11 protein-coding genes and 2 pseudogenes are annotated in these 10,553 nt (G+C 72.1%); 7 read left to right on the top strand and 6 right to left on the bottom strand.

What is annotated here, in order from left to right; all coding sequences use genetic code 11:
* The first annotated feature begins 66 nt into the window (after positions 1–66).
* Positions 67–315 (top strand): hypothetical protein, encoded by a 249-nt coding sequence (locus tag ACH4E7_RS41625; RefSeq protein WP_396254425.1) that lies wholly within the window; start codon positions 67–69, stop codon positions 313–315.
* 103 nt (positions 316–418) lie between these two features.
* On the opposite strand, the gene ACH4E7_RS41630 is transcribed toward ACH4E7_RS41625, so the two are convergent.
* The 4 genes from ACH4E7_RS41630 to ACH4E7_RS41645 all read right to left on the bottom strand — a co-directional run bounded on the left by ACH4E7_RS41630 (position 419) and on the right by ACH4E7_RS41645 (position 4,296).
* The gene (locus tag ACH4E7_RS41630; protein WP_396254426.1) at positions 419–1,816 is read right to left on the bottom strand and encodes a pyridoxal phosphate-dependent decarboxylase family protein; all 1,398 of its coding nucleotides are present in this window, start codon (positions 1,814–1,816) and stop codon (positions 419–421) included.
* A 293-nt stretch (positions 1,817–2,109) separates the two neighbouring features.
* Positions 2,110–3,414, bottom strand: a complete 1,305-nt coding sequence (locus ACH4E7_RS41635; protein ID WP_396254427.1) for an RNA polymerase sigma factor — start codon at positions 3,412–3,414, stop codon at positions 2,110–2,112.
* Positions 3,414–3,833 (bottom strand): YciI family protein, encoded by a 420-nt coding sequence (locus ACH4E7_RS41640; protein WP_396254428.1) that lies wholly within the window; start codon positions 3,831–3,833, stop codon positions 3,414–3,416. Before ACH4E7_RS41640 ends, ACH4E7_RS41635 begins: the two co-directional genes overlap by 1 nt.
* 118 nt (positions 3,834–3,951) lie before the next feature.
* Entirely contained in the window at positions 3,952–4,296 is a 345-nt protein-coding gene (locus tag ACH4E7_RS41645; protein ID WP_396254436.1) for a hypothetical protein, read from the bottom strand.
* On the opposite strand from ACH4E7_RS41645, the gene ACH4E7_RS41650 reads away from it, so the two are divergent.
* Together ACH4E7_RS41650 and ACH4E7_RS41655 are read left to right on the top strand one after the other, a co-directional pair.
* A complete protein-coding gene (locus tag ACH4E7_RS41650; RefSeq protein ID WP_396254434.1) occupies positions 4,295–4,507 on the top strand; it encodes a lyase family protein in 213 nt (70 codons plus the stop codon). The two genes, ACH4E7_RS41645 and ACH4E7_RS41650, sit on opposite strands and share 2 nt — an antisense overlap.
* A 17-nt stretch (positions 4,508–4,524) precedes the next feature.
* Positions 4,525–4,866 carry a nuclear transport factor 2 family protein gene (locus tag ACH4E7_RS41655; protein ID WP_396254435.1) on the top strand — a complete coding sequence of 114 codons (342 nt, stop codon included), beginning with the start codon at positions 4,525–4,527 and terminating at the stop codon, positions 4,864–4,866.
* Positions 4,867–5,081: 215 nt separating this feature from the next.
* On the opposite strand, the gene ACH4E7_RS41660 is transcribed toward ACH4E7_RS41655, so the two are convergent.
* Positions 5,082–5,666 carry a helix-turn-helix domain-containing protein gene (locus ACH4E7_RS41660; RefSeq protein ID WP_396254429.1) on the bottom strand — a complete coding sequence of 195 codons (585 nt, stop codon included), beginning with the start codon at positions 5,664–5,666 and terminating at the stop codon, positions 5,082–5,084.
* A gap of 126 nt (positions 5,667–5,792) precedes the next feature.
* On the opposite strand from ACH4E7_RS41660, the gene ACH4E7_RS41665 reads away from it, so the two are divergent.
* Positions 5,793–6,629: an EamA family transporter gene (locus ACH4E7_RS41665; RefSeq protein WP_396254430.1), complete on the top strand. Its 837-nt coding sequence runs from the start codon at positions 5,793–5,795 to the stop codon at positions 6,627–6,629.
* A gap of 39 nt (positions 6,630–6,668) precedes the next feature.
* The gene (locus ACH4E7_RS41670; protein WP_396254431.1) at positions 6,669–7,406 is read left to right on the top strand and encodes a B3/4 domain-containing protein; all 738 of its coding nucleotides are present in this window, start codon (positions 6,669–6,671) and stop codon (positions 7,404–7,406) included.
* A 159-nt stretch (positions 7,407–7,565) separates the two neighbouring features.
* On the opposite strand, the pseudogene ACH4E7_RS41675 reads toward ACH4E7_RS41670, so the two are convergent.
* A pseudogene (locus ACH4E7_RS41675) lies at positions 7,566–8,526 on the bottom strand (GlxA family transcriptional regulator).
* 105 nt (positions 8,527–8,631) lie between these two features.
* On the opposite strand from ACH4E7_RS41675, the pseudogene ACH4E7_RS41680 reads away from it, so the two are divergent.
* Both ACH4E7_RS41680 and ACH4E7_RS41685 read left to right on the top strand, forming a co-directional pair.
* Positions 8,632–9,274, top strand: a pseudogene (locus tag ACH4E7_RS41680) (HD domain-containing protein).
* 198 nt (positions 9,275–9,472) lie between these two features.
* Positions 9,473–10,216: a class I SAM-dependent methyltransferase gene (locus tag ACH4E7_RS41685; protein WP_396254432.1), complete on the top strand. Its 744-nt coding sequence runs from the start codon at positions 9,473–9,475 to the stop codon at positions 10,214–10,216.
* Positions 10,217–10,553 lie beyond the last annotated feature (337 nt).

Here is a 10,553-nt window from a genome sequence, read left to right on the forward strand (position 1 = left end):
ATCTGCGGAATCCGTCGATGGCGGCGGTCGCAGCGGGCGGAGCTGCTCGGGGCCTGGGAGGAGGTGATGGTCGAGGGTCGGTGCGACGAGCCCGGGCAGACCCAGCGGCTGCGCCAGGACATCATGCTGTGGTGGGAGCGGCTGTGCGAGACGGCCGACCGGTTCCGCGACCACCCCGTCCGCAAGCCGCGTTGGCGTGCGCTGGAGTTCATGAACCTCGCCCACGCGGAGTTCATGGCGAGCCTGACCGACTCGGCGGGGTGTGTGTACAGGGACGGGCGCACCCGTAAGCCTCCCTTCCTGTCGCGAGGTTGACGCTATGTCACACGCCCGTCGCGCCGTGCGACAGAGGCGCCTGCTGGGATACACACCCCGCTGGACGCGGTGGCCTCCTGCTTCACGTGGAGCCCCTTGCAGGTCAGCTGGCTCCCAGCTTGCGGACCGCCTCGGCGAGCGCGGCTGCGGTGCGGTTCACGTCCTCCTCGGTGGTGCGCCAGCTGCTGAACGCCGCGCGCAGGGCGGGCACTCCGGCGTAGCGGGTGGGGGTGAGGAAGGTCTCGCCGGAGAGTTCGGTGGCGAGGGCGGCGAGCCGTTCGGGGGTGGGGTCGGCGGCCAGGGTGAAGCAGACGACGTTGAGGCGGACCGGGGCCAGCAGGCGCAGGCCGTCGATCGTCTCCACCGCCTCGCCGAGCGCGCGGGCGCCGGTGATGCAGCGCTCCACGATCTCCCGGTGGCCGGCCCGGCCGTAGGCGCGCAGGGTGAACCAGGCGGCGAGGGCGCGCAGTCGGTGCGAGTTCTCGGGCGTGAGGTGGACCAGGTCGGGGTGCTCGCCGATCGGGCCGAGGTAGGCGGCGGCGTTCTGGAAGACCCTCGCCTGCAGGTCGCGGCGGCGGGTGAACTGCACGGCACTGTCGTAGGGCACGTTGAGCCACTTGTGCAGGTCGATGCAGACCGAGTCGGCGAGGTCCAGCCCGGCCGTCAGCTCGGCGTGCTCGGGAGAGAGGGCGGCGAAGGCGCCGAAGGCGGCGTCCACGTGCAGCCAGAACCCGTACCGCCCACGGAGCTCGGCGATCGCGCGCAGGTCGTCGAAGTCGACGGTGTTCACCGTGCCCGCGTTGGCCACCACGATGCACGGGCCGTCGGCCTCGGCGAGCGCCCGCTCCAGCGCGGCCACGTCCACGGCTTCCCGGCCCGGCAGCGTGGGCACGGTGGTCAGCGCCCGGCGGCCCAGGCCGAGAACGCTCAGCGCCTTGGACACACTGGAGTGCGCGCTGCCCGACAGCACGCTGACCGGGCCGAGCGCGGCGACCCCGTCCTCGGCCACGTCCACGCCGAGCCGCTCGCCCAGCCATTCCCGGGCGATCGCCAGGCCGACGGTGTTGGACATGGTCGCGCCGCTGACGAAGGTGCCGCTGTGCGCGGGGGAGAGGCCGAACAGCTCGCGCAGCCAGCCGACCGTCTCCCGCTCCAGGTGCTGACCGGCCGGATCCAGCGAGGAGTTGGAGTTCTGGTCGGCGGCGGAGGTCAGCCAGTCGCCCGCCAGCGCGGCCGGGGTCGCGCCGCCCGTCACGAACCCGAAGTAGCGCGGCCCGGCGCTGGCCGACAACCGCGGCTGCCAGCGTTCGCCGAACTCCGCCAACGCCGCCCGCAGACCGTCGGCGTCCTCGTGCAGCGGTTCCGCCGAGGTCGGCTGGTTCGCGTGCTGCGGGATCACCGGGCGGTCGTCGAGGCCGGCGAGGAATGCGACGGCCCGCTGCCGGGTCTCCTCCAGGAGGGCGGGCAACAGTTCGAGGTCGGCGGCGAGTTCGGGGTGCATGGGGCTTCTCCGTTGATCGGTTGTCAGCCCGAGGGTAGTGCGCGGGGGCTGTGGTGTCGCGGGCCAATCCGATGCCGGTGGCCTGAACGTTGTGCCCTGGCCGGCCGAGGTCGTGTGGCAGGGCGGCGGCTTCGCGTGCTGTGTGGGCCAGATGTTTCACCGGGAGGCCTACCGGTGGTTCAACCCGGCGGTCCACCGGCTGCCGTCGAGTGAACGGCGGCTGGTGGACCTCGAGAATCCGTGGTCGGCCCTCTCCGGCGAGTAGATCCGAAGTCACACCAGGCGGGCGGCCGTCAGTCCAGTGCGGCTGCCTTGCGTAGCAGCACCGACCGCTCGCGGGCGTTGCGGCAGAGCCGGGCGGCGAGTTCCATTTCGGCCCGGGCCTCGGTGGTGCGGCCGAGTCGGGTCAGCAGTTCGCCGCGTACGCTCGGGAGCAGGTGTGAGCCCGACAGGCGGCCGGAGGCGACCAGGTCGTCGACCATGGACAGCGCCTCCTGCGGTCCGCTGGCCATCGCGACGGCCACGGCCCGGTTGAGCTCGACGACGGGTGACGGGGCCACCCGGCCGAGCGCCTCGTAGAGGAGCACGATCCGTTCCCAGTCGGTCTCCCGTACCGAGAGCGCCGTCGCGTGGCAGGCGGCGATCGCGGCCTGCAGACCGTACGGTCCCAAGCCCCGCCCGAGCGCCGAGGCCCGGCCGAGCGCGGCCAGACCGCGTCGGATCGCCGACCGGTCCCACAGGCGACGGTCCTGGTCCTCCAGGAGCACCCCCTCCCCGTCCGGCCCGGTGCGGGCCGGGAAGCGTGCGGCGGTGAGCTCGAACAGCGCCAGCTGGCCGTGCACCTCCGGGTCGGCGGGCAGCAATGCGGCCAGCATCCGGGCCAACCGCACGGCCTCGTACGCCAGATCGGGGCGCAGGAGGTGATCGCCGGTCGTCGCCGTCGAGCCCTCCGTGAAGATCACGTACAGGGCGCTCAGGACACCGCCGAGCCGCTCACGCCGTTCCTCTGGCGGCGGCAGCTCGAAGGGCACCCGGGCGGCGGCGATCGTCTTCTTCGCCCGGGTAATCCTGGCCTGGACGGTCGGCGCGGGCACGAGGAAGGCCCGGGCGATCTCCTCGCTGGACAGGCCGCCCACCACGCGCAGGGTGAGAGCCACCCGGGCCTCGGGGGAGAGCACCGGGTGACAGGCGGTGAACATGAGCGCGAGGACGTCGTCGTCGACCCGGTCGGGATCCCACGGCAGATCGTCCGGCCGGTCGGGCGCGGCCGCCGCGCCCGCGCTGAACTCGCCGTCGGCCAGTTGACCGGCGAGCATGGCGTACCGCTCGTCGAGCGCCGACCTGCGGCGGAAGGCGTCGATGGCCCGCCGCCGTGCGGTCGCCAGCAGCCAGCCCACCGGGCTGGCCGGCGCGCCGTCCCGCGACCAGGTGACGAGGGCCTCCGCCAGTGCCTCCTGGCCGACATCCTCGGCGAGCGTGAAGTCCCCGGTGTAGCGGGCCAGCGCGCCGACGATCCGCGCGGACTCGATCCGCCAGACGGCCTCGACGGCCCGCCGAGCCGCCTCGGCGCTCGGCGGGCCGTCCGTGGCTGCGGACATCAGAGCTGGCCGGTCCGCTCGCGCCACGCCCGCTCCTTGATGACCCACTCGTTGTCCTGCGGGAACTCGTCGATACCCGGCACCCGGCGGATCTCGCACTTGGAGCCGGGGATCGCCGGGATCCGCTTGGCCCACTCGACGGCCTCCTCCTTGGAAGCGACGTCGATCACGTAGAAGCCGCCGAACAGCTCCTTCGTCTCACCGTACGGCCCGTCGGTGACCACCGGGGTCTCCCCGCTGTAGTCGACCACCACGCCCTGGGACGGGTCGTCCAGGCCCTCGGCGGCGACGAGCACGCCGGCCCGGATCATCTCGTCGTTGAAGCGGCCGATGGTCTCGAGCATCTCCTCGAAGGGCGTCCCCATCATCTTCTCCATGGACTCGTCCGTGCCGCGCATGATCAGCATGTACTTCGCCATCTTCGGTCTCCTTGATCGGGGGTCGGTTCTCGACCCTCTCAGCCCTAGGTCGAACGGCGAGGACCGCGGATCGACACGGCGGGACGGATTTCTCGAAATCCTTTCCATGCGATGCCCGCTACAGGGCGGCGCGGGGGTCGGTCGGGGGTGTCGCGGCGATGACCAGCTCGGTGACGGCGGCCCGGTTCGCCGCGACGTGCCGAGCCGCAGTGCTCAGTTCCGTCATCGGTTCCAGCAGGTCGACCCGGGTCGGGACCTCCGTTCGGGCGGCCAGGGGGAGGAACGGCCGCGCGGCGGAGCAGATCCGACAGCCCTGGTGGAAGAGGGCGTTGTCCAACGCGCCGGCGGCGGCGCCGGCGTCCTGCAGGTCCGGCCCGGCGCAGCGGCGCAGCAGGCCGGGCACGTCCGTCGCGGAGCCCCGCTGGCTGTCCTCCGGACCCCGCTGCGGCCTCGACGAACTCATCCTCCCGGCAAACGAGCCGGGCTCCTCGATCATGCCTGGCAAGGTCAACCCGACCCAGTGCGAGGCGATGGTCATGGTCTGTATCCAGGTGCTGTCCGAGGACACGGCCATCGCCTTCGCCGGCTCCCAGGGCAACTTCGAACTGAACGCCATGCGTCCGGTCATCATCAACGACTTCCTGCACGCGGCGACCATCCTCGCCGACGCCTGAACCAAGACGCGCGAGTTCTGCATCGCTCCGCCGAACGCCGTCTTCAGGCCGCGCAGCTTGCCGCTGATGCCGACGCACTTGACGCCCTGCTCAACGACCGCCTGGTCTTCACGGGGCCCGACGGAGCCCTGTACGGGAAGAACGACGACCTGGAGATCCAGAAGAGCGGCCGGCAGCACCTCGCCCGGGTCGACGAGGAGGATCTCGCGGTCCTGGTCGTGGGCACGACCGGCATCACCTGGTTCCTCGGCACGCTCGCCGGGACGTTCGAGGGACAGGAGTTCACCGCGCGCCTGCGCTACACGCGCACCTGGGTCCACACGGGGCGCGCCATCGCCGCTCACGTCAGTCGCGCCTGAGGCCGACCTGGGCTTCCACACCACCGCCCGGGACCGCCTCTTCGGCACCGTCGACCCCGGCTACGACCAGGCCCGGAACAGCCTCTCGTCCTGACTTCCGGCCGCAGTCCAGGCGGGCGGCCTCGGTGACGGCCCGTTCCGCTGGGCCCTCGCCGTCACCCGGGCGGGGGAGCGGAGGGTCCGGGTGGCCGGGATCGACGCGCCTTCCGCGTCGGTCAGGCTGTAGCGGTGGGGCCGGGCGGCAGGTGGACGGTCATGACCAGGTGGCAGGTCTCGGTTCCCGCGCCGCGGTAGGTGTGGGGGGCGTCGCCGTCGAAGGTGGCGGTCTGGCCGGCCTCGACGGGGTGCTCGGTGCCGTCGACGACCAGGGTCATCCGGCCGGAGGTGACACTGACGGTCTCCACGACCCCGGCCTGGTGGGGGTGGCTGGGGTACTCCTCGTCCGGTTCCAGTCGCCAGCGCCAGACCTCGACGGGGGCCGGGCCCGAGGTCGTGAGCATCAGCCGGGCCTCGCTGCCGCGCTCTCCGGTCCACAGCGGTGCGACGGCGTCGGCTGCCACGATGCGCACGCGCCCCTCGGGGCGCCCCTGCATCAGTGCGGACACCGAGATGCCGAGGGTGTCGGCGAGGCGGACCAGGGTCGCCAGGTTGGGGTTGCCCTGGGCCTTCTCCAGTCCGACCAGGGCGCCCTTGCTGACCTGGGCGCGTCGGCTGAGCTCCTCCAGGGACAGGCCCGCGCGGGTACGGGCGGCCCGGACGTTGTGCGCGACCGTCCGCAGGGCTTCGGCCGTCTCGGTCACCTGATCACCATCCTCACGTGGACTACTTTAATGCACTACCCGGTCACTTCATTGGCATAGTCCGGTCGATCTGTTGTACCTTGTGGTCGTTCTACTGATAGCCGCAAGGGATGCAAGGGAAATGCCGTGATCGCTCTGCTCCTGGCCCTCGGCAGCTCACTCGCCTACGGGTGCGCCGACTTCCTCGGCGGCCTCGGCGCCCGCAAGGCCCATGTGCTGCGAACCGTGCTGATCGCCGCCCCGGCCAGCCTTGCGGTCGAACTGCTGCTGTGGCCCGTCCTCGGCGCCACGTTCGGCGTGGGGGCCCTCGGCTGGGGCGCGGCCTCGGGCGTCGCCTCGGCCGTCGCGTTCGCGCTGCTCTACCGCACCCTGGCGATCGGCCCGATGAACGTGCTGTCCCCGGTGACCGCGCTGGTGTCCGCCGCGCTCCCCGTCGCGGTGGGACTGCTGCAGGGCGAGCACCTCGGCGCCGCCGGACTGGTCGGCCTGCCGCTCGCCCTCGCGGCGGTCGTGTTGGTCAGCGCCGGCCACGGCGCCGGTGCGGCGCGCCCCTCTCGCACCGCGCTGCTGCTGGCGTTCGGCGCGGGCGCCGCCATCGCGCTGCAACTGGTCTGCCTGCACCAGGCACCGACCGACAGCGGAGTGGCCCCGCTGATCGTCGGCCGGGCGGTTTCCTCCGTGCTCACCCTGGCCGCGGCCGGGCTGATGCGCCGCAGACTGGGAGCCCGGCGGCCCGCGTACGCGACGTCGGCCGCCGCCGGTGTCCTGGACTCACTGGCGAACCTGCTGTTCCTGCTCGCCGCCCGCAGCGGGGACCTCACCGTCGTCGCCGTGGTCACCGCCCTCTATCCGGCCGGCACCGTGCTGCTCGCCCGCGGCGTCCTCGCCGAACGCATCCACCGCGGCCAGCTCCTCGGCCTGGGCACCGCCGCCCTCGCCGTCAGCCTCCTCACCCTCGCCTGAGCAACCGACCTCCCGCCGCTACCGGAAACGGACCAGCCCATGCTCAGCTTCCGCCTCGACCCCGCCGTCGCCGACGCCTTCCCCGACACCCTGATCGCCCTGGTCACCGCCACGGGCCTGCGCGGCCGTGAGGCCTGGCCCCGCACCGACGCCGCGCTGGCGGAACTGGAGCGGCAGGTCACGGACGGCAGCTGGCAGCCCGCCGACGAGACCGACCCGCGGATCGAGGCCTGGCACACCGCCTACCGCTCCTTCGGCACCAACCCCCGCCGCATCCGGCCCAGCGTCGACGCCCTCGGCCGACGCCTCGCCAAAAAGGGCGCCCTGCCACGCATCAATCCCGCCGTCGACTCCTACAACGCCGTCTCCGTGCGCCACGGCCTGCCCGCCGGCGCCTTCGACCTGGACCACGTCACCGGCGACGTCGTCATCCGCCACGCGGACGGCGGCGAGCGCTTCACCCCGCTCGGCGAACCCGACACGGTCGAACACCCCAAGCCCGGCGAGATCATCTACGCGGACACCATCGACGTGCTGACCCGCCACTGGAACCACCGCGACGCCCACCGCACCCGCGTCACCGCGGACTCCCGCCATGTCGCCTTCATCCTCGAAACCCTTCACGCCACCCGCGACGGCCATCTCCTCAGAGCCGCCGCCGGGGAACTGCGGGGCCTACTCGCCCCGCACGCGGACCGGACCGCCGTTCAGTACCTGAGTCCGGAGTGGCCCTACGCCGCCGCTCGAACCTCCGGGTCCGACGTGGAGGGTCGCTGAACGGACTCTTCCACGGGGCACAGTGCTACGTCCGCGCCGCCGGATACGACCGGCGCCATCGACAACAGGGCCGAAGGCCCGATAGGCACGTTGTCGAGTTGGGCGGGCCCGCCCCGGGGCATCCCAGGGCGGGACCGCGCCGTTGCCGCCCGAGCGCGGTCAGGGGGCCGACTCGCCGGTGGTCGTGAACCGGCTGCGGTACTCGGTGGGAGTGGTGCCCAGGTGGCGGGCGAAGGCGCGACGCAGGGTCTCGTCGCTTCCCAGGCCGCCGTGGCGGGCGGCGGAGGTGACGCTGTGCCCGTCGAGGAGGAGCTGCCGGGCGCGGTCGAGGCGGACGCGTTCGACCCAGCGGGCGGGGGTGGTGTGCAGTTCGGCGTGGAAGAGCCGGGTCAGGTGGCGGGTACTGACGGCGGCGGAGGCGGCCATGGCGGGCAGGCTGTGGTCGGCGGCCGGGTCGGCGAGGACGGCGTCGGTGAGCGTGCGCAGGAGGTCGCTGCGGGCGGGCGGGGTGGCCAGGGTGGTGGAGAACTGCGACTGGCCGCCGGGGCGCTGCATGAAGACGACGAGTTCGTGGGCGATGTCCCGGGCGGCTTCGGCGCCGTGGTCGTGTTCGACGAGGGCGAGGGCGAGGTCGATGCCCGCGCTGATGCCCGCGCTGGTGTGGTAGCGGCCGTCGCGGATGTGCAGGGCGTCGGGCTCGACGTGGACACCGGGGTGGCGGAGGGCAAGGGCACGGGCGTGGCGCCAGTGGGGTGGCACGGCGGCCGTCGAGCAGGCCGAGCGCGGCGAGGACGAAGGCGCCGCTGCACACCGAGGCGACCCGCTGCGCCCGCCCGGCGAGGCTCGCCGCCGCGGTGAGGAGCTGCTCGTCGGGGCCCTGGGCCGCGAGGTGATCGGCGCCGGCGACCACGAGCGTGGCGAGCGGCCCGGTGCCGCCCGGCGTGGCGGTGGCGGCCAAAGCCACGCCGTTGGCGGTGGTCACGGTGCCGCCCCCGGGCGAGACCAGGGTGGTCGGATAGCGGTGGCCGAGCCGGCCGGCCTGGTGGAAGACCTCCATCGGACCGCTGACGTCGAGCAGGGTGACCCCGTCGAACACGAGGAACGCGACCCGCCGCGTCATGTCCGCATCCGAGGTGTAGCTGTCAGTACGGACATGGCACCAGCCTACGCCGCCGGGCGAGGGTGGAGGAGTCCACCGATCAACTCCCGAAGAACAGGTAGTCACATGACCAACGAGACGATCGCCGGCGTACGGATCCCGGACAGCGCCCTGGCGCGCGAGGCGACGGAGCTGGTGCGTGAGGCGGCCTCCCCGCTGTTGTTCGACCACTCGCGCCGGGTGTTCCTGTTCGGGGGCACTGCGCGGCGCCGAGCAGGGGACGGACTTCGACCCGGAACTGCTCTACGTGGGGGCGATGTTCCACGATCTCGGCCTCACCAGCCGCTTCGCCCGCACCGACCAGCGGTTCGAGATCGACGGCGCCGACGAGGCCCGCCGCTTCCTGGAGGCCCACGGCATCAGCGGCGAGCCGGTCCAGCGGGTCTGGACCGCCATCGCCCTGCACACCACCCCGGAGATCCCCCTGCACATGGCGCCCGAGATCGCCCTGGTCACCCGCGGCGTGGAGCTGGACGTCCTGGGCATCGGCTACCACGCCGTCACCGCCCGACAGCGCGCCGCGGTGGTCGCCGCGCACTCCCGGCCCGACTTCAAGAACCGCATCCTCGCCGCGTTCACCGACGGCATCAAGGACCGTCCCGACACCACCTTCGGCAACGTCAAGGCCGACGTCCTGGCCCACTTCGTCCCCGGCTTCGAGCGCGGCGACTTCGTCGAGGTCATCAAGGGCTCCGCCTGGGCTGAGTAACACCCCCGTCTGGCGACCCGCTTGGGCGATACGAGGGCGAGTTCCCTGTCGACCGGTCAACTTCTTTGTTTCATCCGCCAGTACGGCGGCTCAGGCGGGGCGGGAGAGACTTTCCGCCACGGCAGAACGCGGGCGGCCCTCCGGATCCGGAGGGCCGGTGCGGCCGAGCGGAGGACGACGCAGAGAAGGGGGCGGCACATGGGCGTGCAGCAGTATGACGGGATCGGCGAGGTGTTCGAGGGTTTCAAATCTCTGCCGTTGATCCGTTACGGGGAGGTGCCGAGCTTCCTGGGCCTGGTTGGGGACGTGAGTGGCAAGTCGGTTCTCGACCTGGCGTGCGGTACCGGTTTCTACAGTCGGGAGTTCAAGCGGCGTGGTGCCACGGACGTCTTCGGCGTCGACATCTCCAGTGGGATGATCGCCGCTGCGCGGGAGTTCGAGCGGCGGGATCCGTTGGGTGTGCGCTACGAGGTCGGTGACGTGGCCGAGTTGGAGCCGCTGGGCCGGAGTTTCAACGTCGCGTTGGGAGTGCAGTGCCTCAACTACGCGCAGGACATCGCGGCGATGGAGCGGATGTGTCGCAACATCCAGCGGAGTCTGGTACCGGGTGGGGAGTTCTTCGTGCTCGCGCAGAAGCCCGATTACGGGTTCGACTGCGAGTCTCTGGAGAAGTACGGCTTCCGCTGCGAGTTGACCGGTGAGGAGACCGAGACCGGTCCGCGGGTGCGGATCACGGCGCTCCTCGATCCCCAGCCGATCAGCATCGCCAGTGCGGCCCCGCGACGCGAGGTCTACGAGGGGTGTCTGCGGGCGGCCGGGTTCAGTGGGCTGGAGTGGGTCCCGCTGCAGGTGTCCGACGCGGGTGTCCGGGAGTTCGGCGAGGACTTCTGGGCGGATCTGCTGGCGAGTCCGCCGTTGGAGCTGCTGCGCTGCCGCGCTTGAGGGGTGGGTGCCGGGCTTGCCTCTCCTGCTGAGGGGAGGTGAGCACTGGTGCCGGGGATGGGTGCTTGCTGTGCGGCCTGCTCGGTGCTCTTGCCCGGGGGTGGGGCCGGGGCGTTTCGTGCCGGTGCCGTGTGCCACCGTCCGCGTCCCCGGCCCTTACCCGGGCGCTCCTGTGTGCGCCCCGTGTGCCCCTGTGTCTGCGGACCAGTGCCTACGATCGGCATGCCGCACCTGTCTGTTCCCGCCCGCAGGTGCTGAGGGCGGTCGGTTTTTTTGGGTGCGTGGGGTGGTGGGGGGTGTGAAGGCCCGCCTTGTGTCCGCTTTTTGGTTGAAGGGG

It is taken from the genome of Kitasatospora sp. NPDC018058 (assembly GCF_044327205.1).
Taxonomy (GTDB): domain Bacteria; phylum Actinomycetota; class Actinomycetes; order Streptomycetales; family Streptomycetaceae; genus Kitasatospora.